The sequence below is a fragment of the Lentibacter sp. XHP0401 genome (assembly GCF_025751535.1).
Taxonomy (GTDB): Bacteria; Pseudomonadota; Alphaproteobacteria; order Rhodobacterales; family Rhodobacteraceae; genus Lentibacter.
In genome coordinates, this window is the sequence record NZ_JAOWLC010000001.1 from 161485 (window position 1) to 186226 (window position 24742).

24 protein-coding genes are annotated in these 24742 nt (G+C 56.1%); 11 read left to right on the top strand and 13 right to left on the bottom strand.

The features are described 5' to 3' along the window. Positions 1 to 69 precede the first annotated feature (69 nt). From lpxC to recN, 3 genes are all read left to right on the top strand, one after another. Positions 70 to 990 carry a UDP-3-O-acyl-N-acetylglucosamine deacetylase gene (lpxC, locus tag OE750_RS00865; protein ID WP_263760397.1) on the top strand — a complete coding sequence of 307 codons (921 nt, stop codon included), beginning with the start codon at positions 70 to 72 and terminating at the stop codon, positions 988 to 990. Positions 991 to 1155: 165 nt separating this feature from the next. After that, entirely contained in the window at positions 1156 to 2004 is an 849-nt protein-coding gene (locus tag OE750_RS00870) for an outer membrane protein assembly factor BamD (RefSeq protein ID WP_263760399.1), read from the top strand. Positions 2005 to 2045: 41 nt separating this feature from the next. Further along, positions 2046 to 3692: a DNA repair protein RecN gene (gene recN / locus OE750_RS00875; RefSeq protein WP_263760401.1), complete on the top strand. Its 1647-nt coding sequence runs from the start codon at positions 2046 to 2048 to the stop codon at positions 3690 to 3692. Here recN and OE750_RS00880 read toward each other — a convergent pair whose 3' ends face one another. Next, on the bottom strand, positions 3693 to 5069 hold the full coding sequence (locus OE750_RS00880; RefSeq protein WP_263760403.1) for an FAD-binding oxidoreductase: 1377 nt from the start codon (positions 5067 to 5069) through the stop codon (positions 3693 to 3695). 111 nt (positions 5070 to 5180) lie between these two features. Between OE750_RS00880 and OE750_RS00885 the strand changes: the two genes are divergently transcribed. Further along, complete coding sequence (locus OE750_RS00885) at positions 5181 to 6860, top strand: chloride channel protein (protein ID WP_412176184.1); 1680 nt, start codon at positions 5181 to 5183, stop codon at positions 6858 to 6860. Positions 6861 to 6866: 6 nt separating this feature from the next. On the opposite strand, the gene OE750_RS00890 is transcribed toward OE750_RS00885, so the two are convergent. From OE750_RS00890 to cobS, 4 genes are all read right to left on the bottom strand, one after another. Beyond that, positions 6867 to 7211 carry a DUF427 domain-containing protein gene (locus OE750_RS00890; RefSeq protein ID WP_263760405.1) on the bottom strand — a complete coding sequence of 115 codons (345 nt, stop codon included), beginning with the start codon at positions 7209 to 7211 and terminating at the stop codon, positions 6867 to 6869. Between the two features lie 61 nt (positions 7212 to 7272). Beyond that, positions 7273 to 9075, bottom strand: a complete 1803-nt coding sequence (locus OE750_RS00895; RefSeq protein ID WP_263760407.1) for an aminopeptidase P family protein — start codon at positions 9073 to 9075, stop codon at positions 7273 to 7275. Between the two features lie 163 nt (positions 9076 to 9238). After that, positions 9239 to 11116, bottom strand: coding sequence for a cobaltochelatase subunit CobT (gene cobT, locus OE750_RS00900; RefSeq protein WP_263760409.1), 1878 nt, complete (start codon positions 11114 to 11116; stop codon positions 9239 to 9241). Between the two features lie 9 nt (positions 11117 to 11125). Next, the gene (gene cobS, locus OE750_RS00905; RefSeq protein ID WP_263760411.1) at positions 11126 to 12112 is read right to left on the bottom strand and encodes a cobaltochelatase subunit CobS; all 987 of its coding nucleotides are present in this window, start codon (positions 12110 to 12112) and stop codon (positions 11126 to 11128) included. A gap of 132 nt (positions 12113 to 12244) precedes the next feature. On the opposite strand from cobS, the gene OE750_RS00910 reads away from it, so the two are divergent. The 5 genes from OE750_RS00910 (at position 12245) to OE750_RS00930 (ending at position 15225) form a co-directional block, all read left to right on the top strand. Beyond that, positions 12245 to 12793: a sigma-70 family RNA polymerase sigma factor gene (locus OE750_RS00910; RefSeq protein WP_263760413.1), complete on the top strand. Its 549-nt coding sequence runs from the start codon at positions 12245 to 12247 to the stop codon at positions 12791 to 12793. After that, positions 12790 to 13461, top strand: coding sequence for an anti-sigma factor domain-containing protein (locus OE750_RS00915; RefSeq protein ID WP_263760415.1), 672 nt, complete (start codon positions 12790 to 12792; stop codon positions 13459 to 13461). The genes OE750_RS00910 and OE750_RS00915 overlap by 4 nt, the downstream gene beginning before the upstream one ends. Positions 13462 to 13594: 133 nt before the next feature. Beyond that, on the top strand, positions 13595 to 14140 hold the full coding sequence (locus OE750_RS00920) for a fasciclin domain-containing protein (protein WP_263760417.1): 546 nt from the start codon (positions 13595 to 13597) through the stop codon (positions 14138 to 14140). Positions 14141 to 14230: 90 nt separating this feature from the next. Continuing rightward, on the top strand, positions 14231 to 14698 hold the full coding sequence (msrB, locus tag OE750_RS00925) for a peptide-methionine (R)-S-oxide reductase MsrB (RefSeq protein ID WP_263760420.1): 468 nt from the start codon (positions 14231 to 14233) through the stop codon (positions 14696 to 14698). A gap of 95 nt (positions 14699 to 14793) precedes the next feature. After that, complete coding sequence (locus OE750_RS00930) at positions 14794 to 15225, top strand: hypothetical protein (protein ID WP_263760422.1); 432 nt, start codon at positions 14794 to 14796, stop codon at positions 15223 to 15225. Here the strand turns inward: OE750_RS00930 and OE750_RS00935 are convergent. Further along, the gene (locus tag OE750_RS00935) at positions 15218 to 15841 is read right to left on the bottom strand and encodes a J domain-containing protein (protein WP_263760424.1); all 624 of its coding nucleotides are present in this window, start codon (positions 15839 to 15841) and stop codon (positions 15218 to 15220) included. The two genes, OE750_RS00930 and OE750_RS00935, sit on opposite strands and share 8 nt — an antisense overlap. 75 nt (positions 15842 to 15916) lie before the next feature. On the opposite strand from OE750_RS00935, the gene OE750_RS00940 reads away from it, so the two are divergent. Continuing rightward, the gene (locus OE750_RS00940) at positions 15917 to 16168 is read left to right on the top strand and encodes a BolA family protein (RefSeq protein WP_263760426.1); all 252 of its coding nucleotides are present in this window, start codon (positions 15917 to 15919) and stop codon (positions 16166 to 16168) included. Here OE750_RS00940 and OE750_RS00945 read toward each other — a convergent pair. The 4 genes from OE750_RS00945 to OE750_RS00960 form a co-directional block, all read right to left on the bottom strand. Beyond that, positions 16141 to 16515 (bottom strand): DUF4177 domain-containing protein, encoded by a 375-nt coding sequence (locus OE750_RS00945; protein ID WP_263760428.1) that lies wholly within the window; start codon positions 16513 to 16515, stop codon positions 16141 to 16143. The genes OE750_RS00940 and OE750_RS00945 overlap by 28 nt on opposite strands. Before the next feature lie 79 nt (positions 16516 to 16594). Further along, a complete protein-coding gene (locus OE750_RS00950; RefSeq protein WP_263760430.1) occupies positions 16595 to 17110 on the bottom strand; it encodes a thioesterase family protein in 516 nt (171 codons plus the stop codon). Next, on the bottom strand, positions 17079 to 18593 hold the full coding sequence (gene gatB, locus OE750_RS00955; protein ID WP_263760432.1) for an Asp-tRNA(Asn)/Glu-tRNA(Gln) amidotransferase subunit GatB: 1515 nt from the start codon (positions 18591 to 18593) through the stop codon (positions 17079 to 17081). The genes OE750_RS00950 and gatB overlap by 32 nt, the downstream gene beginning before the upstream one ends. A gap of 87 nt (positions 18594 to 18680) precedes the next feature. Beyond that, positions 18681 to 19967 carry a hypothetical protein gene (locus OE750_RS00960; protein ID WP_263760434.1) on the bottom strand — a complete coding sequence of 429 codons (1287 nt, stop codon included), beginning with the start codon at positions 19965 to 19967 and terminating at the stop codon, positions 18681 to 18683. A 185-nt stretch (positions 19968 to 20152) separates the two neighbouring features. Between OE750_RS00960 and OE750_RS00965 the strand changes: the two genes are divergently transcribed. Further along, a complete protein-coding gene (locus OE750_RS00965; protein ID WP_263760436.1) occupies positions 20153 to 21106 on the top strand; it encodes a transglycosylase SLT domain-containing protein in 954 nt (317 codons plus the stop codon). Here the strand turns inward: OE750_RS00965 and OE750_RS00970 are convergent. From OE750_RS00970 to pepN, 3 genes are read right to left on the bottom strand one after another with little or no spacing between them, the layout of a single operon-like run. Then, positions 21103 to 21537 carry a hypothetical protein gene (locus OE750_RS00970; protein WP_263760437.1) on the bottom strand — a complete coding sequence of 145 codons (435 nt, stop codon included), beginning with the start codon at positions 21535 to 21537 and terminating at the stop codon, positions 21103 to 21105. The genes OE750_RS00965 and OE750_RS00970 overlap by 4 nt on opposite strands. Further along, the gene (locus tag OE750_RS00975) at positions 21534 to 22064 is read right to left on the bottom strand and encodes a hypothetical protein (protein ID WP_263760439.1); all 531 of its coding nucleotides are present in this window, start codon (positions 22062 to 22064) and stop codon (positions 21534 to 21536) included. Before OE750_RS00975 ends, OE750_RS00970 begins: the two co-directional genes overlap by 4 nt. A gap of 5 nt (positions 22065 to 22069) precedes the next feature. Continuing rightward, positions 22070 to 24622: an aminopeptidase N gene (gene pepN / locus OE750_RS00980; protein WP_263760441.1), complete on the bottom strand. Its 2553-nt coding sequence runs from the start codon at positions 24620 to 24622 to the stop codon at positions 22070 to 22072. Positions 24623 to 24742: the final 120 nt, after the last annotated feature.

Here is a 24742-nt window from a genome sequence, read left to right on the forward strand (position 1 = left end):
AGAGTGAGTTGAGCCAGAGAGTCCGAAGGCCTAAATTACACTCAATCGAGGCAAGCTTAGGCAAAATCCGTGCAGAGAACTTTGAAACAGACAGTCACCTTTGAAGGCGTTGGACTCCATTCAGGAAAGCCGGCGACCCTTACGGTGAACCCTGCGCCTGCGGGTCATGGTGTCAAGTTTCGGCGCACTGACATTGCGTTGGGGGATGCGATTGTGCCGGCTCGCTGGGATGCGGTTGAGCAAGGACCGCTATGCACCAAGATCGTGAACGCGAGCGGTGTTTCCGTTTCGACAATTGAGCATGTGATGGCCGCGCTTGCGGGCTGTGGTGTTTACAACGCGTTGATTGATCTGAACGGCCCTGAAGTGCCTATTCTCGACGGGAGTGCGGCGCCGTTTGTGAAACGCTTTCTTGAAACGGGGTTGCGCGGGCTTGACCAGCCTGTCTGGGCGATCCGTATCTTGCGCGATATCGAAGTAACCCGCGGTGAAGCTTGGGCACGCCTGAGCCCTGCGGATGAAATGCAAATCGACTTCTCGATTGATTTTGAGGATGAAGTGATCGGCCGCCAGCACAAAGCATTGAACATGGCCAATGGCTCGTTTGTTCGTGAGCTGTGTGATAGCCGGACATTCTGCCGCCAATCGGATGTAGATGCGATGCACGAGCAGGGGCTTGCCCTTGGTGGTACGCTGGAAAATGCGGTTGTGGTTGAGGGTGATAAAGTGCTCAGCCCAGGGGGCTTGCGCCACGCAGACGAAGCTGTGCGGCACAAGATGCTGGATGCTTTGGGTGATTTGACGCTTGCGGGCGCGCCTATTCTGGGCGTTTACACGGGCTCCCGCGCTGGACACGCTATGACCAACGCACTTTTGCGCAAACTTTTCGAGACGGAAGGTGCGTTTTGCTTTGTTCGCTGCACACCCGAGCAAGCTGCACGCTTGCCGGGAGCCGGTGTTCATTTGGGTGAAATGCCACAAGTGGCCTGAGGGCGGCTTTACATTCACTTGCTCATTGGGCTTATTACGTCATGTGCCTTGGGAACTGCGGTTCGAAAAAGGCGCATTAAGGCGTTTTGCCTCGGAAATTTCTATGCTAGGACAGAGGCACGGATGGCACTCTGCCCTCTATAAGACGAAGGTGGGATTATAAGCATGAAGAGCGGGCTTTCTCTGACGAGAATTTTCGGTTTCACACTGCTATGCCTTTCGCTTGCGGGCTGCGGGCAGGAAAGCCGTATTGCGCGCGGCGAAGTTCCGCTGGAAACCTTTGATGCCGAACAGATTTTCGAGCGTGGCGAATTCGAGATGAATCGCCGTCGTTTTGAAGATGGTGCGAAGTATTTTGGTGAAGTCGAGCGGCTTTATCCTTATTCGAGTTGGGCCAAACGTGCAGTTATCATGCAGGCTTATGCTTTCCACCGTGCCAAAGACTATGAAAATTCACGCTCGTCGGCGCAGCGCTACATCGATTTTTACCCGACTGATGAAGACGCCGCCTACGCGCAGTATTTGCTTGCCTTGAGCTATTATGACCAGATTGATGATGTAGGCCGTGATCAAGGGCTGACGTTTCAGGCGCTGCAAAGCCTGCGTGAAGTGATCGAGCGCTACCCAGATAGCGAATATGCACGCTCGTCTGTTTTGAAGTTCGACCTCGCCTTTGACCATCTGGCAGGTAAGGAAATGGAAATTGGCCGCTATTATCTGAAGCGCGACCGTTTCACCGCCGCGATCAATCGATTCCGTGTGGTTGTGGAGGATTTCCAGACCACGTCCCATACGGCAGAAGCTTTGCACCGCTTGGTGGAATCATACCTTTCGCTTGGCTTGACCAGAGAAGCACAGACAGCGGCAGCTGTTCTGGGGCACAACTTCCGCGGTTCGGTGTGGTATGAGGACAGCTATGCGCTGCTCACGGGACAGGGGCTGGAGCCCAAGTTCTTCAAAGGCAACTGGCTGGCTGCGGCCTATCGCCAGACTATCAAAGGCGAGTGGTTGTGACGGAGCCCGCTTTGGGCCGTCACTGACCAGAAAGCTGTGCAATGCTGCGTGCGCTAGACATTCGGGACATTCTGCTGATCGACCATCTTGAGCTTGGCTTTGAGGCAGGACTCAATGTGCTTACAGGCGAGACAGGCGCGGGCAAGTCTATTTTGCTTGATTCTTTGGGATTTGTGCTGGGATGGCGCGGACGTGCCGAGCTGGTGCGCAGTGGCGCAGAGCAGGGCGAAGTGACGGCTGTGTTTGATTTGCCTGAGGGGCATACGGCCTTTGCTGTGCTCGAAGAGGCGGGAATTCCGTCTTCCGGTGAGCTTATTTTACGGCGCATCAATACAGCAGACGGGCGCAAGACCGCTTGGGTAAATGACAGGCGGTGCTCTGGGGATGTGCTGCGCGCTCTTTCAGAGCATTTGGTTGAATTGCACGGGCAGAACGATGACCGGGGCTTGCTTAACCCGCGTGGCCACAGGGCATTGCTCGATGATTTTGCGGGGCTTGCTCCGAAGCTTGCCAGCCTGCGCGAGCTTTGGCGGGATAAGGCCGCTGCGAGAAAAGAGCTGAAAGTTGCCCAGAAGGCGATTGAGGATTTGCGCGCTGAAGAAGAGTATCTGCGGCACGCTGTCGACGAGCTAGACAAACTTGCGCCAGAAGCGGGTGAAGACGAGGCTCTGGACCGTGCACGCCGCCAGATGCAAGCGGCTGAAAAGGTGCGCAGCGATATTGACCGGGCATTGAGCGGTTTACGTGACGAGAAGGGCGCCGAGGATAGCGCCGCCCAAGCGCTGCGTTGGCTTGAGGGGGTTGGCGGTGAGGTCGGCGAGATGCTCGGCGAATCCGTTGAAGCACTTGAACGTGGGCTCCACGAACTTGCGTTGGCGGCAGATGGTGTTGAAAGCACGCTGCGGGCAATGGAATTTAGCCCAGCCGAACTCGAAGCTTGTGAAGAGCGGTTGTTTGCCATTCGTGGGCTTGCACGTAAGTATGATGTGCAGCCTGATGACTTGGCGGAGCATGCCGAGGAATTGCGCGCCAAGCTTGAGGCGATTGATGCGAGTGATGCGCAGCTGGGGGCCTTGGAGGCGGCGAGTGCCAAGGCTGAAGCGGCTTACAGTGCAGCGGCCGAGGCCTTGAGTGAGGCGCGTAAGAAAGCTGCAGCCAAGCTTGATAAGGCTGTTATGGCCGAGCTTGCCCCTCTGAAGATGGAGCGTGCGGTTTTTACAACCGAGGTGAGCGATGGTGAGGCCGGACCAGAGGGCTCTGACGTGGTGAGCTTTGTTGTGGCCACCAACCCGGGGGCTCCATCGGGACCTTTGGCCAAGATCGCTTCGGGCGGAGAACTCAGCCGCTTTTTGCTGGCGCTCAAGGTGTGCCTGACAGGCAGCGCGAGTGATGTGACGATGATTTTTGACGAAATTGACCGTGGCGTGGGCGGGGCGACTGCTGATGCGGTGGGTCGTCGTTTACGTGCCTTGGGTGAAGGCGGGCAGGTGCTTGTGGTGACACATTCACCGCAGGTGGCTGCCCTTGGCCAGCACCATTGGCGCGTGGAAAAGAACGTGAAAAACGGTCAGACACTGTCAACGGTGAAGCCGCTGGGCGAAGCCGAACGGGTGGATGAAGTCGCGCGGATGATCTCGGGTGATATTATCACTGCCGAGGCGCGCGCGGCAGCTAAAGCCCTGCTGTGATCAGTTTATCGGCGGAACGAGCTTGTCTGGATTCATTATGTTCTGCGGATCAAGCGCACGTTTTATATCGCCCATGATATTCCATGCGTCCCCGTGTTCACGTTCCATGTAGTTGAGTTTGCCGATGCCAATTCCGTGCTCTCCTGTGGCTGTTCCTCCCATATCCAAAGCGCGAGAGACCATGCGTTCCGAGGCCGCTTTTGCGGCCTCGAGCTCGGCGGGTTTGTTTGGGTCAAACATCAGGATCGCGTGAAAGTTTCCATCGCCGACATGGCCGAGGATGGGACCATAAAGGACCGAAGCAGAGATATCGGCTTGTGCCGCAGACACGGCTTCGGCGAGGCGCGAGATTGGCACGCAAACGTCAGTTACAAGTGAACGGCAGCCAGGGCGGGATTGAAGGACGGACCAAAAGGCATGATGGCGCATGTGCCAGAGCGCTGCGCGATCTTCGGGGCGCGCGGCCCACTCAAAACCCATGCCGCCATGATCTGTGGCGATATCGCCGAAGGTTTCGGCCATTTCCTGAACGCTTGATTCTGTGCCGTGAAATTCCAGCATCAGGTGTGGCGTCTCGGGCATTGAGGCGCCTGCAACCGAGTTGAATGCGGCAACTGTAGCGGTATCGACGATTTCGATACGCGCCATGGACAGGTCCATCTGGATTGTGTCGGTGACGCAGGCGACCGCGTTGGCGACGCTGGGAAAGGCACAGATCGCGGCTGTGATGGCCTCGGGCTGGCCACGCAAGCGCAGGGTGAGCGCGGTGATAAGACCGAGCGTGCCTTCAGCGCCGACAAAGAGCCCCGTGAGGTCATAGCCCGCCGCAGATTTGCGTGCCTCTGTACCTGTGTGGATGACGCGACCATCGGCGAGAACAACCTCAAGGCCAATGACATTGTCACGCATGGTTCCATAGCGCACTGCGGTTGTCCCGGATGCCCGGGTTGAAGCCATGCCACCGAGCGAGGCGTTGGCCCCAGGATCAACAGGAAAGAAAAGCCCTGTGGCGCGCAGTTCTTTGTTGAGTTCTTCACGGGTGATACCTGCTTCGACGACGGCGACCATATCTTCCTGTGCGAGGCGTCGGATGGCTTTCATATGGGAGAAATCAACGCTGATGCCCCCTCGGGTTGGCTGGGTCTGGCCCTCAAGGGAGGTGCCCGCGCCAAACCCGATAACGGGGCAGCCTTCGTCTGCGCAAATGGTCACGATTTGCGCCACCTCATCTGTGCTGCGCGGAAAGGCGACAGCATCTGGCGGTGTTGGAGGGAAATATGTCTCGGACAGGCCATGAGTTTCAAGAACGGGCTTGGAGAGACTGAGACCTTCGCCTAGTAATGAAGTTAACCTGTGAATGGCGTGTGTGATACTCATATTGGCCCCTTGGCTGCACATCTGTCACAGGTTAGGGCTTTGGAGACGCTTGGGAAAGCGGAGTAAGTTAATATTTTACTAAAATGCTCCATAAATGAGTGAAGGCGTAAGATGGCCACGGAATTTTCCAAACAAAAGCTACGCGAGATGGGTGATGAACTTGCCCGCGCGCTTCGTGTGTTGCAGGAAAAGGGGCCGAGCCAGATCCAGTTTTGGTTTATTGCTCTTGCGATCGGGGTCGCGGCGGGTTTTGCCTCCCTGCTTTTCCGCAAGGGCATCGAAGGTTTACAGGCCTGGGCTTATGGCACAGCGCATGTTGGCCATCTTTATGGTCTGACCCGCGAGATCAGCTGGTATTGGGTGTTTCTTATTCCTGTGATCGGCGGATTGATTGTCGGGCAGATATTGCACCGTTTTACACCAGACGGGCGGGTGCGCACGGTTGCCGATGTGATCGAGGGGGCGGCCCTGATGGACGGACGGGTTGAGCGACGCGAGGGCATTGCCTCGGCATTCGCCTCTCTTATCACGCTAGGCACGGGTGGCTCTGCGGGGCGGGAGGGCCCTGTGGTGCATATGGCGGCGGTGATTTCGACTTGGGTGTCGGACAAGTTGCGAGCAGATGGCATCACCGGGCGCGATTTGTTGGGCTGCGCCGTTGCGGCGGCTGTTTCGGCCTCCTTCAACGCGCCGATTGCAGGAGCGTTGTTTGCGCTTGAGGTGGTGCTACGGCACTTTGCGGTGCATGCTTTTGCACCAATTGTTATTGCTTCTGTCGCAGGCACTGTGATCAATCGGCTGGCTTTTGGTGATGTGACAGAATTTACTTTGCCTGTTAGTTCGGCGCTGGCGTTTTATGTCGAACTTCCTGCTTTCCTAATTCTCGGATTGTTGTGCGGCCTTGTGGCGGCAGTGTTTATGCGCGCGGTCTTTCTGGGCGAGGATATTGCCAGCCATATACAGGGAAAATACCGCATTCCGCGCTGGCTGCGCCCTGCGATTGCCGGTGCGATGCTGGGCGGATTGGCGCTTGGGTTTCCGCATATCATCGGCGTTGGCTACGAGACAACTTCGGCTGCGCTCACTGGACAGCTGCTCATGTGGGAGGCGGTTTTATTTGCTGTGCTCAAGGTTGTGGCCGTGGTCATCACGATGGCGGGGCGCATGGGGGGGGGCATTTTCTCGCCCTCTCTGATGATCGGGGCGTTGACAGGGTTGGCGTTTGGCTGGATTGCCACCAGCATTTTCCCCGAAGTGTCCGGGGCGAGCTCCCTCTATGCACTGGCGGGTATGGGGGCAGTGGCCGCGGCCGTTTTGGGCGCGCCGATTTCGACAACCCTGATTGTGTTTGAGATGACAGGAGACTGGCAAACCGCGATTGCCGTAATGGTGGCGGTGAGCATGTCAACGGCGCTTGGCTCGCGGTTGGTGGATCGCTCGTTCTTTCTCACACAGCTTGAAAGACGCAATGTGCATCTGGCCGCAGGGCCGCAGGCGTATTTGCTGGCAATGTTCCGTGTGGCCAAGCTGATGCGCGAGAAAGACGCCGAAAACTGCCCTGCAGAGGATGACCTGTGGGAGCTTGTTGAACAGGGTGTCTATGTAGATGGCAACGCCACATTGGAAACTGCGATGCCGCTGTTTGAACGCACGGGGGCACGCTTTTTACCTGTAGTCAGCCTGTCGGGAGAAGACGCGCCGCCCGAACTTTGGGGCGCACTTATGCAAGTGGATGCGCTTAAAGCCTATAACCGCGCTCTGGCAGCAACGGCAGCCGAGGAGCATAGCTGACGCGCTTCAGACACGCTCGACAGCAACGTCAGAGGATGGGTAAAATGCGAGGTAGCCTTTGATTTTGTCCACTGTGGCAAGTGGAGCTTCATAACTCCAAACAGCATTTTCGATCGTTTTGGATTTGGTCACAATAGAATAATAGCTTGCATCGCCTTTGTGAGGGCAATTGCTTGTGCGCTCGCTTGGATCGAGAAAGGCTGTCGCGATATCACTGCGGGGGAAGTAGATTACAGCGGGGTAATCGCCTTCACTCAGCTCCAGCGCGTTTTTGCTTTCGCCCAGAACAGCACCACCGGCGCGGACAACCCATGTGCCTGTGGCAGGTGTGATCGTTATTTTGGGCGGCATGGGTATATCCTTCGAATGCGGTTGCGCACCACAAATGGCGGCAAACTGTTACAACATCATGTCAAATTGCTTGAGTTGCGCGACTTAACCACATCTGCGCGTCATGTGAAAGTCTTGGCGCAACTTTCTCATAGCAGGCTGCGTGATAGGCGTTGAGCCATGCGCGCTCACCTGTGCTGAGCATGTCCGCTCGGATCAGGCGTAAATCAAGCGGCACGAATGTGAGCGTGAGGAAGTCAAACATGGGCCTGTCATCTGCGCCTGAAAGCTCGGCGGCCTCTTGAACGACGATCAGGTTTTCAAGGCGAATACCGAAAGCGCCTTCACGGTAGTATCCAGGTTCGTTTGAGAGGATCATGCCAGCCTCAAGTGGCACCTCAGAGACACGTGAGAGCCGCTGCGGCCCTTCGTGAACGCAGAGATAAACCCCGACGCCATGGCCTGTGCCATGGTTGAAATCCAACCCAGCAAGCCAAAGCGGATAGCGCGCGATGGCATCAAGATCGCGGCCAGCGAGGCCCTGAGGGAAGCGGAGGCGGGAGATACCGATCATACCTTGCAGCACCCGGGTGAAAGCGGTTGTTTCTTCTTCCCCAACCTGACCCACAGGCAAAGTGCGGGTGATATCGGTTGTCCCGTCAAGATACTGCCCCCCTGAATCGAGCACAATGATCTGGCCGTCTTTGAGCGGTGCGTCTGTTTCACGGGTCACGCGGTAGTGCATGATTGCGCCGTGAGGGCCTGTGCCTGCGATAGTTTCAAAGCTGATGTCGAGAAGTGCACCGCTGTTACGGCGAGTTTCTTCTAGCTTGGTCACCACGTCGATTTCAGTGAGTGTCCCTGCAGGTTGGGCATCAAACCATGCGAGGAACTCGACCATAGCCGCAGCGTCGCGTAGGTGTGCCTCTTGTGTCCCCGCAATTTCGGCTTTTGTTTTGCGTGCCTTGGGCAAGATGCAAGGGTCATCCCCCCAAGCCGGGGTGGCGTGGCTTTCAGCCAATTCCAGAGACAATTTGACAGGAGCGGTCTTGGCATCAATGCGCACCGTGCCTTGCAGAGAGTGCAGCGCGGGTAGAAAGGCTGAGGGCGGGCGCAGAGTGATGTCTGGACCGAGATGTGCTCGGAGTTCATCGCTTGTCTTTTCGGGTGCGACAAAGAGCGTTAGCTGGCCCGTGGCGAAGAGAATGGCGAAACTGTGGGGGACAGGGTTACGGGGGATATCCGAACCACGAATATTGAGCAGCCAGGCAATAGAATCGGGCAGGGTTAAGACAGTGGCGGATTGGTTGGCTGCCTGCAAGGTTTTGGCTATTCGCGCGCGTTTTGAGACGTGGCTTTCGCCTGCCAGAGCCTCTGGATAAGGCGTGATGGGGCCTTGGGGCGGGGCAGGTTGATCAGGCCAGATTTTGTCAACCAGATTGGTTGTGGGATGAAACGTGAAACCTCTGGAGGCGAGCGCCTCTTCGAGGTCTTCAATCTCGCTCGCGGTGTGAAGCCATGCGTCATAGCCTATCACGCCGCCTTTTGGCAGAGCCTCTGCGAGCCAGTCTTTAAGCTTTACCTCGGGCCATGGAACGGGTGTGAAAACGGCCAGATCAACTTGTTCCTTTACTTGCGTGCGATAGCGACCGTCGATGAATACGCCGGCTTTTTCATTGAGAACAGCGCAGAATCCGGCAGAGCCTGTGAACCCGGTGAGCCAAGAGAGCCGTTCGTCATGCGGGGCACAATACTCGCCCTGGTGGGCATCGGCACGGGGAACGAGAAAGCCGTTTAACCCCTCTTTTTCCATGATGCTGCGCAGGGCCGACAAGCGGGGGCGGCCTTGGCTCGGATCTGCGCGATTTTCGAAACTTTGGAACATGTTATCTCCCTCAACTTATCTGTCAGGTTAAGAGAGAAAACGCGGTGTGGAAAGAGCAATGACGATCAAATTCTGCTTTGCAAAGTTCGACCCGTTGGGGGCTCTGCCCCCCAAGCCCCCAGGATATTTTGGGCAAAAAGAAAGGGCAGATTTGGAGTCTTGATTACATAGCCCGTTTGATACCCAAGAAGCGGGCACGGGCGCGCGGGTCGCTATCAAAGAGCGAGGCGAGTTGTTCTGTCATGGCGCCTGCGAGTTGCTCGACATCTGTGATGGTTACGGCGCGGTTGTAATAACGCGTTACGTCATGGCCGATGCCGATGGCCAGCAGTTCGACCTGGCGCTTTTTCTCGACCATGGCGATCACATCGCGCAGGTGCTTTTCGAGATAATTTGCAGGGTTAACCGACAGAGTTGAGTCATCCACGGGGGCACCATCGGAGATAACCATAAGAATTTTGCGCGCTTCGGGGCGCCGGTTCATGCGGCGGTGCGCCCATTCTAGGGCTTCGCCGTCGATGTTTTCCTTGAGCAGCCCTTCTTTCATCATCAGGCCGAGGTTTGGCCGTGTGCGGCGCCACGGGCTGTCGGCACTTTTGTAAATGATGTGGCGCAGATCATTGAGACGGCCGGGCTGTTGCGGGCGTCCGTCGGCAAGCCATTTTTCGCGGGCAAGTCCACCTTTCCAGGCACGTGTGGTGAAGCCTAGAATTTCGACCTTCACTGAACAACGTTCGAGCGTGCGGGCCAGAACATCGGCGCAGATGGCTGCGATCGAGATCGGGCGGCCGCGCATGGAGCCGGAATTATCGATGAGCAATGTCACAACAGTATCGCGGAATTCTGTGTCTTGCTCGACCTTGAAGCTGAGTGGAGTTGTCGGGTTGGCCACAACGCGGGCGAGGCGGCCTGCGTCGAGGATACCTTCTTCCTGATCGAACGACCACGAGCGGTTCTGTTGCGCTTGCAGACGGCGCTGGAGCTTATTAGCAAGGCGGCTCACCGCGCCTTTAAGTGGCTCAAGCTGCTGGTCGAGATAGGCGCGCAGGCGCTCGAGCTCGGCGGGTTCGGCCAGTTCTTCGGCGAGAATTTCTTCGTCGTGGGTATCATCGTAAATGAGGTAATCCGGGTCTGCATCGGAGACAGGCTGTGGGGGCGGCGGCTCAAGCGGTGCCTCTCCATCAGGCATTTCTGCCTCGTCGCCAAGCTCTTCATCGGCCATGTCGTCCATGGATACCTGCGCTTCAGCGGCGTCTTGGGTCTCTTCCTGCGATTGTTCGGCACTGGCTTCGGACTGGTCATCATCAGACTCGTCCTGCCCTGTGCTGTCGGGCTGGTCTTCGTCTTGTTCGGCCTCGTCCTGGCTATCGTCACTTTCCTCGTCGGGCGCGTCAGGGTCATCGCCGAGTTGGTCGGCGTAGCCAAGATCGGAGATCACACGGCGGGCGAAGCGGGCGAAGTCTTGCTGGCTTTCAAGCCGCTCGGATACATCCTCGAGCGCTTCGCCGGCTTGTTCTTCCATGAAACCTTGCCAAAGCTCCATCACATTGCGCGCCCCTGCGGGCAAGTCACGGCCCGTCGCGAGGTGACGCACGAGGTAGCCTGCGGCTGTGGCCAGAGATGCATCGGCGCGGTCGGTGATTTCGGCGTAGCCTGCGCGGCGCGCGTCTTCGGCTATTTTGGCATCAATGTTACCAGCCGTTCCGGGCATGTCGCGCGCGCCCATGGCTTCGCAGCGAGCAGTTTCCATGGCTTCGTAAATGTCGCGTGCCAAGTCTCCTGCAGGCGCATAACGGGCGTGGGTGGCTGTGTCGTGATACTTATGTTTGAGTGCCAGAGCGTCGGCTGTGCCGCGGGCCAGCAATACTTCCTCGCGGCTCATGCGCCGTGAAACCTGCGGCAAGCGCATGTTATCGCCCGACATGCCTGAGGGATCGACCGAATAGCTGACCGTCAGTTCGGAATCGTTTGCCATGACCTTGGTGGCCTCGGCAAGTGCCTTTTTGAACGGATCGGCGGGGTTATCGGCGGGCTTTGACATCTCGCACGATTATCCCAAGCTCAAGCTTGCGGCGCTTTCGGGCAGTTCTTCGTCAAAAAGGCGCTGGTAGAACTCGGCCACGGTCTGGCGTTCGAGTTCGTCGCATTTGTTCAGGAACGTCAGACGGAAAGCGTAGCCGATGTCGCGGAAGATTTCGGCGTTTTGGGCCCATGCGATGACCGTGCGAGGGGACATGACGGTGGAAAGATCGCCGTTCATGAAGGCGGTGCGCGTGAGATCGGCGACCTGAACCATGTGTTTGACAGTCTTGCGGCCCTTGTCGGTGTTGTAATGCGGGTTTTTGGCCAGAACGATGGATGTTTCGGCATCTATCGACAGGTAGTTGAGTGTCGCGACAAGCGACCAGCGGTCCATCTGGCCCTGGTTGATCTGTTGTGTACCGTGGTAGAGGCCCGTTGTGTCGCCGAGGCCGACAGTGTTTGCTGTTGCGAAGAGGCGGAAGTAGGGGTTGGGTGTGATCACTTCGTTTTGGTCAAGAAGCGTCAGCTTGCCGTCAACTTCCAGCACGCGCTGGATGACAAACATTACATCGGCGCGACCTGCGTCGTATTCATCAAACACAATCGCGGTCGGGTTGCGCAGGGCCCAAGGCAGGATGCCTTCGTGGAACTCTGTCACCTGTTTGCCGTCTTTCAGTTTGATTGCATCTTTGCCGATCAGGTCGATCCGGCTGATGTGACTGTCGAGGTTTACGCGCACGCAAGGCCAGTTGAGACGGCTTGCGACCTGTTCAATGTGAGTCGATTTACCTGTGCCGTGATAGCCTTGGATCATGACGCGTCGGTTATGCGAAAAACCAGCAAGGATTGCCATCGTCGTGTCGGGATCAAACTTATAGGTGTTGTCATTTTCTGGCACGCGCTCGGTGCGCTCGGCAAAGGCCGGCACTGTCATATCCGTGTCGATGCCAAACACGTCACGGACAGAGACCTTCTCGGTGGGTTTCGCATTGATGTCGATCATACCGTCGGCCATTGCCAGATTCCTTCATATCTCGAAAAATGTTGTAGGTGTGGTGCATCAATTTGCGGGCGAGGGCAAGTCAAAGCCAGAAGATTGCTGTTCTGGCTTGGCGAATCCGTTAGGCTGGCCATAAGGCGGCATAAGATGACAACACGAGACGCGTTAGAAAACTGGATTGCACAGCTGCCTTTGGGCAGTCGGGATGCCTTTGACGCGTTATATTCTGCAACCTCGGCGAAACTTTTCGGAGTAATCCTGCGTGTCTTGAATGACCGTGGCGAGGCCGAAGATGTTTTGCAGGAGGTGTTTGTGAAGATCTGGCACAATGCGGGGCGCTATCAGGCGGGAGGCTATAGCCCGATGACCTGGCTGATCACGATTGCCCGCAATGCGGCGATTGACCGGTTGCGGAAGCGTCAGCGCAGGGAGGCAGACATGACAGGGGCTATTGAGGACACGCTCGTTGACCCGCGGCTGGGCCCCGAAGCTTTGGCCGTTAACGCATCAGGGCGCGAGCAGCTCGTTGCTTGCATGGGCGAGCTTGAGGCAAAGCGTGGTGAAGCGGTGCGCCGCGCGTATTTGCAAGGCGAGACATATGCCGAGTTGGCCGCGCATTTTGACGTGCCGCTCAACACGATGAGAACGTGGCTGCGCCGCAGCCTGATAAGCCTGAGGGAGTGTCTGACCAGATGAGTGACACACCAGATCATGATGACGAGCGCGTCCTTGCGGGGGAGTATGCTCTTGGCTTGATGGAGCCTGAAGAGGCCCAAGCTTTCGCAGTGCGCCTCAAACAAGAGCCTGCTTTGGCGGCGCTTGTGGCGGGTTGGCACGAAAACCTGGCAGGGCTGACTGACGAGATTGACCCGGTAGCGCCGCCTGCGGCTGTCAAACAGGCGCTAGATGCGCGGCTCTTCGGGGGGCGGACAAGTGCGCCAAAGCTTGGCTGGATGCGTCGCGTTTTGGGCGGACTGGCCCTTGTAGCGGCTCTTTTCGTCGGAGTGTTGTTTTTTAGCCCTGACGACAGCGCTGACATGCTGGCCGAGATTGCGGCGGACGATGCGTCGTTTGTTTTGGTGGCGAGTTACTTTGAAGAAGAAGGCTATTTGCAGCTTGAGCGCAGAACCGGAGAGGCCCGCGAAGGCCGTTCGCTGGAACTCTGGCTGATCGAGGGAGATAATCCGCCTGTTTCTCTGGGGGTAATGGCGCAGACAAGCCGCAGTATTCTGACCGTGCCTGAAGAATTCCGTGCGAAGTTGGCCGGAGCCGTTCTTGCCGTTTCGGACGAACCAAGCGGCGGCTCGCCGACGGGTGCGCCAACAGGAGATGTTCTGGCAACTGGACTAGTTTCAGGTGTCTGATATTTTACTTATTCTTGTCAGTGGCTTAGAAGAAAACTTCAACTTTTTTCGGAGTATTTGAAACTCTTGCGAAGCGCGCTGCGTGTCTTTCGTAGCTTTGGCACTCAGGCCAGAGAGAAAACGGAGATATGATATGCTTAAGACAGTTATGACGAGCGCCCTTGCTTTGGGTATTGCAACATCGGCTATGGCCGAGAACCCTATGGTTGGCGGGGCAGAGATGCTTGAGACACGCAACATTGTCGAAAATGCTGTAAACTCGGAAGATCATACAACCCTTGTTGCAGCTGTTAAAGCAGCAGGCCTTGTCGAAACTTTGCAAGGCGAGGGGCCATTCACCGTATTTGCGCCAACCAACGCAGCCTTCGCTGCGCTTAAAGCCGGCACAGTTGAAGACCTGCTCAAGCCCGAAAACAAAGACATGCTGACAAAGGTTCTGACCTGTCACGTTGTGGGCGCCGATGCTATGGCCAGCGCAATCAAAGGAATGATTGATGATGATGGCGGATCCCATGTTGTGCCGACGGTCGGCGGGTGCAAGCTGAACGCGACTTATTCGGGTGATAAAATCATGCTCGAAGACGAGCGCGGCCGTACAATTAACGTGACGATTGCGGATGTTGCGCAATCCAACGGTGTCATTCATGTGGTGGACACGGTGATCTTGCCTGCAATGTAACGGCCCGATCACGTGAAGTTGCGGGCCGTCGCCTGTCAGGCGGCCCGCAATTAAGGTATGTTAAACCCAAGCAAACGAAAGGAATGACTGATGAAAAGACGGATGTTCATGGCAGTAGCTCTGGGTGCGGGAGCGAGCCTTCCGTTTGTGAGGGGCGCTTGGGCAAAGAGTTTTGAAGTGAGCCGGAGCGATGCTGAATGGCGCGCAATGCTGACGCCTGCACAATACAAAGTCATGCGAGAAGAAGGAACAGAGCGTGCAGGCTCTTCTCCGCTCGATAAAGTTTATGACGCGGGCACATATCACTGCCGCGGCTGCGATCTGGCTGTTTATTCTTCGGAACATAAATTCGATAGCGGCACAGGCTGGCCTAGTTTTTATCAAGCGCTCCCCGGTGCGATTGAAACAAAGACTGATTATAAAATGATTTACCCGCGAACGGAGTGTCACTGCCGGCGCTGCGGGAGCCACTTTGGCCACATCTTCAATGACGGGCCGAAGCCGACAGGCAAGCGGCATTGTCTCAATGGGGTGAGCCTTGTGTTCAAGGCAGCCTAAAGCGCAGCCAAGTTACATAAAATCTGCACGAACGCCCTGCAAAACCTGCGGGGCGTTTTAGGTTTATGGAGGAGGATAAACCAAGGAGAATGAAAATGAGCAGTGTGATGAAACTGAAGGAACAGAACTGGAAACTTCGGGGGGCAATGGCGGCTGGTGTGGGCGGCGGCGGTGGCCTTGTTGCCATCGGGAGTGTACTTGGCTTTGGCCACATGATCACCCGACATGTTGATGCGCCTGTATTTGTCGCCGTGGCCCTGTTGAGCGCAGGATTGGCAGGATTTCTGCTTGGCCCGCTTATGGGCAGGAGTGGCTGGCGCGGGGCCCTTTTGTCATTTGTCGCATTTTTCGGCGCTACCATTATGGGCGCTTACGTTGCCGGTGCGCTGGCCTTGCCGTTTAGAGATATTGGCCTCGTGACAGTCTGGCTGTTGTTTAACTTTTTCACGCCCTTTTTTATCTTGTGGTTGCTGATTTGTGCTGGGCTGCATTGGTCAGGGCACAGCTTGCGCCGCCGCTTCACTTGAAGCTGCGGCTTGCTTTGATCTGATCCCAAGCCCAGACAACCTCTTGCAACTGTTCTTCTTGCGAGCGGTCCCCGCCGTTCATATCGGGGTGAAGGACCTTGATGAGCTTTTTGTAAGATTTGCGAATCTCGGTTTTGGACCAGTGATCCTTCGCTTCGAGAATTTCGACTGCACGGCGCTCGGTGGGGGGGAGGCGGCGTCCGCCACCGCCGCCTTTTCCGGGGTTCTTTGTCGCGTTTGCGCCCAAGACCTGATGAGGATCCTCGATGCCCAGACGTGCCCAAGCGCGGGCTTCGGGGTCGCCGATCGGCTTTGTCTCGCGTTCCCAAACTTTGTCTTTAGATTGCTGTGCGTTCATTTCGGCTTCTGTTGTGCCGTCAAAGAAGTTCCATTTGAGATTATATTCGCGGATGTGTTCTTTACAGAACCAAAGAAATTCGTCGAGCACATCGGGTGCGCGGGGGGCACGGTATTTGCCTGCTTCTTCACACCCCGGGTGCTCGCATACACGTGTCGAGGTTTCCGAGGCGCCGGACATACCACGGCGGCCACGCGGGTTTTTCTTTTTGGCGGATGACACTGACATGTCAAAACCGAAAGGATCGTGCTTGGGCATAGGAACTCTCTTTTCGTGACTGGCGTGGCAGTCTACCGTATTTGCAATCAGGGGAAAGAGGAAAGAGTGCAAAAAATGAAGATGGAAGCAAAAATCCGCGAAGCTTTAGAAAGTGTTTTTCAGCCGGAAATACTGGAGGTGATCAACGAGTCTTCTCAGCACGCAGGGCATGCTGGCGATGATGGAACGGGAGAGAGCCATTTTCGGGTACGTTTGAAGACAGCCGAGTTTGCCAGCATGAGCCGCGTGGCGCGACACCGGGCAGTCCATACGGCGCTTGGGCCGATTACCGAAGAGATTCACGCTTTGGCGCTGGAGCTTTCATGATCGTCTTGTTCCAAAGGCTCAGCCTCTGCTGCATCTTCGTCTAGAGGGGCTTCGTAACGCACAGGCGCTGGCTCAGGTGCCTGTTCGTATGCAGCTGCCTCATCCGCGGTGTCATTCGCCAGAAGCGGGCGGCGGAAGACCAGGACGGAGCGGTAGACTACATTAGTTGAGCGAAAGCCCGAGCGTTCTTCACTGGGGAGCGTTTCGGCACGGCAGAACTCCCAGCCCTCATAGGCCTCTGTGTTCATAAGCTCTTCAAGCGCATAGGAAAAGCGACTCTCCAGGGTTTTAAGCCCCTTGGCTTTTGTCCCTTTGCGGGGGGCTGGGATAACCTTATATTCAAACACTGCTCTGCCCTCTTTACTGTTTTTTGCCTGAGCGAACCTAACAGGCGCCCGCGACGGTTTCTATGTTTTGTCTGCTGGCTCAGGTTTTTCGGCGGATCCCCATCGGGCGGCCTACGAAATCCGGTACCGAAAGTTTGGCGTGTTCGGCCTGCATGGACCGGAACGATGCCAGAATATCTTCTGGCATCGGAGCTACGCGGGGGCCTGACTGATCAATATGCAGGCAAATCCCCTCGCCACCTGCCGAGCGCCAGCCATCTTCGTGAATGAGCTCCTGGCAGAAGTGAATGCGCTTCTCGTCCATGTCGAGGATTTGAAAGGTCGAGCACAGGCGCTCACCTTCATGAACTTCGCGAAAATAATGCATGTGGTATTCGGCAGAATAGGTCGTGAAACCAGTGCGCTTGAGGTAGTCGCCGCCAAGGCCAATCTCTTGCCATAGCGCATCTACACCATTGTCCATCAGCACGTTGTAATACGCCATATTGAGGTGACCGTTGAAGTCGATCCATTCGGGACGCACTGTCATCAACTCGGAGGTAAAAGGCTTTGTCATAATGCGTTCAGCCACCCAATTTGGCTTGGACCAGATCATTCACGGCTTTCGGATTGGCTTTGCCACCGGTGGCTTTCATGACCTGTCCGACAAACCAGCCAGCGAGCTTGGGGTTTTCACGGGCTTTCTCGACTTGCGCGGGATTGGCAGCAATGATCTCGTCAAGCGCGGTTTCGATTGCGCCTGTGTCTGTCACCTGTTTCATGCCACGTGCTTCGACGATCTCGGCGGGGTCCCCGCCTTCGGTGTAGACAATCTCGAAAAGGTCTTTGGCGATTTTGCCAGAAATCGTGTCGGCTGCGATGAGGTCGATGATACCGCCAAGTTGGGCAGGGGAGACGGGGCTTTCGCTGATGTCTTTGTCACCGTCTTTTTTGAGGCGACCGAAGAGTTCGTTGATCACCCAGTTGGCGGCGATTTTGCCATCACGGCCCGTGGCGACATCTTCAAAGTAGCTCGCGTTTTGCACTTCGGCGGTTAGAACCGAGGCGTCGTATTCTGTGAGTCCGTAGTCAGACATGAAGCGTGCGCGTTTGGCATCGGGCAGTTCAGGCAAGCTGGCTGCGATATCATCGACCCATGATTGCTCGATTTCGAGCGGCATCAGGTCAGGATCAGGGAAATAGCGGTAATCATGCGCTTCTTCTTTGGAGCGCATGGAGCGGGTCTCGCCTTTGTCCGGATCATAAAGGCGAGTTTCCTGAACAATTTCACCGCCTTCTTCGAGAATTTTGATCTGACGGCGCGCTTCATAGTCGATGGCTTGCTGGATAAAGCGCATCGAGTTCATGTTCTTGATTTCGCAACGTGTGCCGAGGTGGCTGAAGTCCTGCGTTTCCATGTATTTCTCATACTGGCCTGCGCGACAGACCGAGACATTCACATCGGCACGCAGGTTGCCGTTTTGCATGTTGCCATCACATGTTCCAAGATAGCGCAGGATCTGGCGCAGCTTGACCACATAGGCCGCAGCCTCCTCAGGCCCGCGAATATCGGGGCGCGAGACGATTTCCATGAGGGCAACGCCTGTGCGGTTGAGATCGACGAACGACATGTTCGGGTCCATGTCGTGGATGGATTTGCCAGCGTCTTGCTCAAGGTGAATACGCTCGACGCGTACGAGGCGTGCGACACCGGGAGCCATATCCACAAGAATTTCGCCTTCGCCCACGATCGGTTCGTAGAGCTGGCTGATTTGGTAGCCTTGCGGCAAGTCGGGATAAAAATAGTTCTTGCGGTCAAACGCGGATTTGAGGTGAATTTCGGCCTTAAGGCCCAAACCCGTGCGCACAGCTTGCTCGACGCAGAATTCGTTGATCACAGGGAGCATTCCCGGCATAGCGGCGTCAACGAAGGCGACGTTGGAGTTTGGCTCGGCACCAAACTTGGTGGAAGCGCCGGAAAAGAGCTTGGCCTTGGAGCTGACCTGCGCATGGACTTCCATGCCGATCACCAGCTCCCAGTCATATTTTGCACCGGCAATCACTTTTGGCTGCGGTGTTTCATAGGCCAGATCGAGCATCGCCCTCATCCTTTATACATTTGTGCAAAGTCGAGGTGCGTTTTAGGCCAGCCAAAGAGGCGGGGCAAGGGGGAGTTCCGCCAGTATCTAGCCTTGAGGAGAAAGCGTCAGCCCGTCTTTGCTGAAATCGAGGATTTTGCCACTGATGATATCGCTTTTGAAATGGATGGCGATTGCGTTGAGGGCTGTATCGCGTCCTTTGCGTAAAAGCGCGCCGCGTGGTGGCAGATATGTGCCCAGATCGGGACCAAGGTCGGCTTCAGCCCAGAGAAGCGGGTGAAGTTCGCGCAGGTTTTCGCGCAGGATATGGTCAAACATTGAATGAATTTCGCGGCGCACATCTCGTACAACGTCGGGAGCTTCAACAGGCGTGCGGGCCGGTGACATGGTAATACCAGTATAGGCCGCAAGCAAGTTGGCAATGTGTTGGTCGGGTTGCAAGTAGAGGATATCACGCAGGCCATCGACGAAGAAATCAACATCAAGCGCGCGGGATGCGCCCTGATCAACGCGCAGAGCGTCAAGAAAAACCCAAGTATAGCCGCCATTGCCCCAGACAGAACTGCAACGCGCGGCGGTACGGCGGGCCTCAAGTTCTAGCGCGTCATAAGTGCCAAACCAACGCGGCAGCAGGAAGTTGCCAAGGCTGCGCATAGGAGCCGTGTTGACAGGGTTTAGATCAATCAGGCGCTCGTAAGCATCGGCGATGTGCATTGCGGGCTTCGGCTTGGCCACAACCAGAGCACATTGTGCCGCGGCCAGAAGGGGAGAGGCCAAGGCTGTGCGTGAGAAGCAGCCGAGAATGTCTGAAGCACGCTCAAAATGGGCGTGAAACAGGGCAAGATTGCGCTCGGGGATTTCGTGAGACCAGTTGGAGCCGCGCCATGACCAGCCAATATCCATGTGGGACTGGGCAACAATCTCGGCAATGGCATAATCATCGGGAAACTCGGCCAATACGTCTTCGAGCGCTTCAATCCCTTGCAAGCCAGGAGTGAAACCGTCAGCTATGGCGTGTTCTGTTGCTAGCACCACATCGGTGCGCGCGCCGAGGCTCAGGAGATCGGCGTGCGGCATGCCGCAATGGGTTGCGGCTTTGCGATTGTCCGCCGCGCGTATCAGGCGGCTGAGTTCTTCCCAACGTTCCTGGCGAGCGAGAAACTGTCCTTTGTCCTGCACTCGCACGCGCGTGCTTTCTTCTGGAGGCTCCGAAGCTGTCGGGATGAGCAGTTGCTCCTGTATCCGGCTTGCCAGTTGGCGCGGAGCACTTCTTTCTTCGGAGGCGGCTTGGGCCGCACGCTTCGCGCGAGGGATCCGAACGAGATTGTCGCGGGCCTGTGCTGCAAGTTCCGGAAGATTGGACAGAAGAGCCATGTTTGATTCGTTCCTTATTCAGGCCCTCTTTTTGGTTGAGCATTCGGGCTAAAAGACGACAATTAAGCGATGAACCTTGGGAAAAACGGGCCAGATTTGGTGAAATGTCGCCGACCGCGAAACAATGGGGCTTCTGGGCGCGAAACGTTTGCATAAGGACAGTTAATCGGCTTATCTGCTGCGGGATGTTTAGTCTGCTGCGCCATAAACTCGTGTTTGCGGCTCTTTTGCTTGTTACAAGTAAGGGAGCTGTTCTGGCGTCTGAGACGGCTTCAGCCGAGGCCGCCGCTGCACAGATTGCTGCGCAAGCGCTTGAGGTTTTAACCCAAGATTCACTTGGTCGTGCGCCACAGGCGATGACAGAATCCTCGTCTGAGGAGGCAACTGGCGAACTTGTGGCGATGAAGCCTGAAGCTATGGACGAAGACGTAAGCCCGCCGGGAGCAGAGTTTGCCAAAATCCGCCCCAAGGCGCGCAAGGCGTCTTACAGCTCTGCCGCCGAGGCACGGTTGTCGCGGATTAGGCCCAAAGGACGGCCCTATGAATTTGTGCTGCCCAACACTCGTTGGGAGCACCGCCCCGGCAATGAGAAGTGGACGCATGTGGCCATGAAGGCAGTTTTGTCGCACGGCAAACCGTTGACCAGGACGGTGCCGTCCGATTACCGCGAGTGGTGCCCTGCTTATGCAGAGAATGACGAGTTTCGCCGTGCAATGTTTTGGGTCGGGTTTATGTCGGCTTTGGCCAAGCATGAAAGCACCTATCGCGCCGATGCTGTTGGCGGAGGCGGGCTTTGGTACGGGCTGCTTCAAATTTTGCCGTCAACGGCACGGCTTTATAAGTGTCAGGCCAAGACGGGTGAAGCCCTCAAGGATGGCGGCCTAAATCTGAGCTGTGCGACGCGCATCATGAGTAAAACCGTTGCGCGTGACCAAGTGATTCACGGATTTTACCCCAACAAAAAGCGTAAATATCAAGGTGTAACTCAAGATTGGGGGCCGATGCACTCCTCGAGTAAGCGTGCAGAAATGGCCGCTTGGACCCGTAAACAAGCCTATTGTGTGTCTCATAAGACGCTTCGGCCAAAGCTGCGCCCTGATAATAGCCCGGTGCAAAAAAAGGCTAAGACTTCGATCTAGCCAATCAGTGAGAAATGGTGCCGCTCGGTTTTTATTCCGAGCTTTTGAAAGGCATCTTCCAGTGCTTCATGGGGCGGGGTACAGGCATGGGGCAGGCGCAGCTTACGGTTATCCTTGAGAAAAAGTGTGACCTTGACGGAAAGATCGAGCCGCGTGTCAAACCTAGCGCGCAAAATGAGGAGCGGCGGGATGGCGTCATTGATCGCGGGCGTGCTCCAGCGCATCTGATTTTCTGTCAGTTCAAATGTGCTGACAGGATTTGACCAAGCTTCCCAAAGCGCTGGCAAAGTGAAAAGGGCAAAGAAGGCTGCGATAAAAGGGCTGAGGTCAATCAAAAAGACCAGAGTGACAAGCGTGCCGTAAACGCCAGCAAGCGTTAGAAGTGCTGCGCGTGAGCGCCCATAGCTCGTGTGCCTCAGCGGCAAGTTCATTTGATACGGAAAGCGCGCTTTACATCATCGAGCGCTTCAGTTTGCTTGAGGTTGAGCCCGCCTGAAGACGATTTTGCGACCGTGTTACTGACAAGCGCAAGGAGCGGGCTGAGACCTTGCGGGTCAAGGCGGTAAAGCTTGCGGCATAGCCGCGAGATGGCAGCATCGGCCCCGCCACATTCCGACACCATCCAGCGGCCCAGAATGCAGAGTTCATCTGCGTCGGCCTTGCTGACTTTGAGCGTTTCTGTCATCTCCCAAGCCAGTGCTTCGCGTTGGTCCGATGTGGGCAGATCATCCAGCTCGAGAAAAGCCGAGGCAATACCGGAAATAGCGATGTTGGGCTCCTCGATGCTTTCGGCGGGATGCAGATTGGTTTGCCTTCGAAAACCGAAACGGCGGGCAGCGAGCCGCACATCATTGGCTACATCGAACAATTCTACAGCCGCGTTAGAGGCGTTGCGCGCCCTGAGAATGAAAAAGAGAAGGCCGGTTATTGCAGCGACAACAGCGAGGATGACGGGCATGAACGTTAATCTTTCAAAATACGGGTAACCATTTCTTCAGTATCGCGGCTGAGACCTTTTGTGGCAAGGATACGTTCCAGCTGTGCTTTGGCAAGTGTGCTGTGGGGCGCGTCATAGCGCGCATAGGTTTGGTAAGCAGCACACATGCGGGCGGTTGTTTGCGGGTTGATCGCATCAAGCTTGATAAGCCAGTCTGCCAATAGCGCATAACCTTTGCCGGATGCATGGTGAAAGCCCGCGTGGTTCATTGCCAATGCCCCAAAGACTGCGCGGAAGCGGTTGGGGTTTTTCATGTCAAAAAGCGGGTGGGTGGTTAGGGATTGGGCCACCAGTGCGGCTTTTTCTGGTGCTGCAAATGCGACTTGGGTTGAAAACCACTTGTCCATGACAAGCCTATCGCCTTTCCACTGCTCAAAAAAAGCGAGAGTTTCTTGGGAGCCTGTGTCTTGTGCAAGCAGTGCGTTGAGTGCGGCAAGTTGTTGGGTCATGTTGTCTGCCGCGCTAAACTGTGCGCGTGCTCGTGTGCCACCGTCCATCCGCGTGATCATGGATAGAATGCGTGCATTGAAAGCGCGTTTTCCTGCGCCCTCTGCATCAGGTGTATAGGGGCCACTCAAAGTGCTGTCCGCATAGAGGCGTGGGAGGCTATCGGCGAGATGATGGGCTAGGCTCTGGGCCATTGTTTCGCTGGCGTCATAGATCGCCTGAGGATCGGGGGTATTTCCAATGCTGTGCAACTCCTGCGCGAGATCATCCTGCCCGACGGATTGCAAAACGAGCGCGCGGAAGGCTGGCTCAAGGCTGTCATCGCGCGCCACACGGGCCGCGGCATCGAGAAATGCGCTGTCGGGCGCTGAGCCGGTAGTGATGCTTGCTATCAGGCTTGCGCGGCGCAGAGCTTGACCTGCTTCCCATTTATTGAACGGGTCGGTGTCATGCGCCAGAAGGAAGGCGCGTTCAGTGTTGCTGGTTTCTCGCTCGAGGATAACAGGCGCCGAAAAATCACGCAATATTGATGGGATAGGCTTTGAAGTTAATCCATCAAATGAAAATTTTTGCTGGCGCTTGGTCACCTCCAGCACGGTTGTTGGCTGCACCTCGTCGCCATTTGGGCCGAGCAATCCTAGGGCGATTGGAATGACGCGCGGCTTCTTTTGCTTCTGGCCGGGCGTTGGTGGTGTTTCTTGTTTGAAAGTAAGGGTATAGCGTCCATTCTTGAACTTCTCTTTTACCTTAAGACGTGGTGTGCCTGCTGACGTATACCAACGCTTGAAACGTTTAAGGCTGCGCCCGGTGACGTCTTCAAAAACTTTAAGCCAGTCTTCAATCGTGGCAGCGTCGCCATCGTGGCGGGTGAAGTAGAGGTCGAGCGCTTTGTAGTAATCCTGATCGCCCACAAGACGCTTGAGCATGCCGATGATCTCGGCCCCTTTTTCATAGACGGTGGCGGTGTAGAAGTTGTTGATTTCGACAAAGCTGTCAGGCCGCACCGGGTGTGCCAGCGGGCCGCCATCTTCGCGGAACTGGCGCCCGCGCAGGTCAATCACATCGTGGATGCGTTTGACGGGGGCGGAGCGCATATCGGCGGTAAACTGGCTGTCACGGTAAACGGTGAGGCCTTCTTTGAGGCAGAGCTGGAACCAGTCGCGGCAGGTGATGCGGTTGCCTGTCCAGTTGTGGAAATATTCATGCGCAATGATTGCTTCAATGCGCTCGAAGTTGTCGTCTGTGCTGGTTTCAGGGGATGCCAGAACGCAGGAAGAGTTGAAAATGTTGAGGCCTTTGTTTTCCATGGCGCCCATGTTGAAATCATCAACCGCAACGATGTTGAAGATGTCGAGGTCATACTCGCGGCCATAGACCTTCTCGTCCCAGAGCATCGAGGCTTTCAGAGCCTGCATCCCGAAAGCACACTTGCCTTCGTCGCCTTTACGGACCCAGATGTTGAGTTCGATATCCTTGCCCGAACGGGTCGTGAAGCTGTCGGGGTGATTGACAAGATCACCCGCCACCAGCGCAAAGAGGTAAGCGGGCTTTGGCCAAGGGTCATGCCATTCTGCAAAGCCGTCGCCGTTTGAGCTTTTGTTGCCGTTGGAGAGAAGCACAGGCTCGCTCCCTTCAACGCGCACCGTAAAGGTGCTCATCACATCCGGGCGGTCGGGGTAAAAGGTGATCTTGCGAAAGCCCTCTGCCTCGCATTGGGTGCAATACATGCCGTTTGACATATAGAGCCCTTCAAGTGCTGTGTTGGTCTCGGGGCTTATCTCGACTTCGGCCTCAAACACGAAGCGGCCCGCTGGAGCTTCGACGGAAAGCCCCTCGGCCGAAAGGTCCGGTGCGCAGGGCTGCCCGTTGATCATTGCGCTTACGAGTTTGAGGTTTTCACCATTCAAGAAGAAGTTTTGCATAGGCGCATCAGGATTGGGGGCAAATGTAATGCGGCTGATGACACGCGTTTCTGTCGGATGCAGGCGGAAAGTCAGGTGCACGTTTTCCACGATCCAGCCGAAAGGCGTGTAATCCTTGAGGTAAATCGTTTCCGGGCTGGATTGTGTCATGGTGCTGTCCTTCTGGCTATGTTGCGACGGTATGCGCCTGTGCTTGGGGCTTCAATAGGGGATCCCGCACCTTGGCAAATTGATTATCTTGAAAATCCTGAAGGTTTTTATGGCCTTCTT

What these genes read in the sequence shown, in the direction of transcription:
- OE750_RS00870 (WP_263760399.1), top strand. Translation starts at nt 1,156, where the DNA reads ATGAAGAGCGGGCTTTCTCTGACGAGAATTTTCGGTTTCACACTGCTA.
- recN (WP_263760401.1), top strand. Translation starts at nt 2,046, where the DNA reads ATGCTGCGTGCGCTAGACATTCGGGACATTCTGCTGATCGACCATCTT.
- OE750_RS00880 (WP_263760403.1), bottom strand. Translation starts at nt 5,069, where the DNA reads ATGAGTATCACACACGCCATTCACAGGTTAACTTCATTACTAGGCGAA.
- OE750_RS00885 (WP_412176184.1), top strand. Translation starts at nt 5,181, where the DNA reads ATGGCCACGGAATTTTCCAAACAAAAGCTACGCGAGATGGGTGATGAA.
- OE750_RS00890 (WP_263760405.1), bottom strand. Translation starts at nt 7,211, where the DNA reads ATGCCGCCCAAAATAACGATCACACCTGCCACAGGCACATGGGTTGTC.
- OE750_RS00895 (WP_263760407.1), bottom strand. Translation starts at nt 9,075, where the DNA reads ATGTTCCAAAGTTTCGAAAATCGCGCAGATCCGAGCCAAGGCCGCCCC.
- cobT (WP_263760409.1), bottom strand. Translation starts at nt 11,116, where the DNA reads ATGTCAAAGCCCGCCGATAACCCCGCCGATCCGTTCAAAAAGGCACTT.
- cobS (WP_263760411.1), bottom strand. Translation starts at nt 12,112, where the DNA reads ATGGCCGACGGTATGATCGACATCAATGCGAAACCCACCGAGAAGGTC.
- OE750_RS00910 (WP_263760413.1), top strand. Translation starts at nt 12,245, where the DNA reads ATGACAACACGAGACGCGTTAGAAAACTGGATTGCACAGCTGCCTTTG.
- OE750_RS00915 (WP_263760415.1), top strand. Translation starts at nt 12,790, where the DNA reads ATGAGTGACACACCAGATCATGATGACGAGCGCGTCCTTGCGGGGGAG.
- OE750_RS00920 (WP_263760417.1), top strand. Translation starts at nt 13,595, where the DNA reads ATGCTTAAGACAGTTATGACGAGCGCCCTTGCTTTGGGTATTGCAACA.
- msrB (WP_263760420.1), top strand. Translation starts at nt 14,231, where the DNA reads ATGAAAAGACGGATGTTCATGGCAGTAGCTCTGGGTGCGGGAGCGAGC.
- OE750_RS00930 (WP_263760422.1), top strand. Translation starts at nt 14,794, where the DNA reads ATGAGCAGTGTGATGAAACTGAAGGAACAGAACTGGAAACTTCGGGGG.
- OE750_RS00935 (WP_263760424.1), bottom strand. Translation starts at nt 15,841, where the DNA reads ATGCCCAAGCACGATCCTTTCGGTTTTGACATGTCAGTGTCATCCGCC.
- OE750_RS00940 (WP_263760426.1), top strand. Translation starts at nt 15,917, where the DNA reads ATGAAGATGGAAGCAAAAATCCGCGAAGCTTTAGAAAGTGTTTTTCAG.
- OE750_RS00950 (WP_263760430.1), bottom strand. Translation starts at nt 17,110, where the DNA reads ATGATCTGGTCCAAGCCAAATTGGGTGGCTGAACGCATTATGACAAAG.
- gatB (WP_263760432.1), bottom strand. Translation starts at nt 18,593, where the DNA reads ATGCTCGATCTGGCCTATGAAACACCGCAGCCAAAAGTGATTGCCGGT.
- OE750_RS00960 (WP_263760434.1), bottom strand. Translation starts at nt 19,967, where the DNA reads ATGGCTCTTCTGTCCAATCTTCCGGAACTTGCAGCACAGGCCCGCGAC.
- OE750_RS00965 (WP_263760436.1), top strand. Translation starts at nt 20,153, where the DNA reads ATGTTTAGTCTGCTGCGCCATAAACTCGTGTTTGCGGCTCTTTTGCTT.
- OE750_RS00970 (WP_263760437.1), bottom strand. Translation starts at nt 21,537, where the DNA reads ATGAACTTGCCGCTGAGGCACACGAGCTATGGGCGCTCACGCGCAGCA.
- OE750_RS00975 (WP_263760439.1), bottom strand. Translation starts at nt 22,064, where the DNA reads ATGCCCGTCATCCTCGCTGTTGTCGCTGCAATAACCGGCCTTCTCTTT.
- pepN (WP_263760441.1), bottom strand. Translation starts at nt 24,622, where the DNA reads ATGACACAATCCAGCCCGGAAACGATTTACCTCAAGGATTACACGCCT.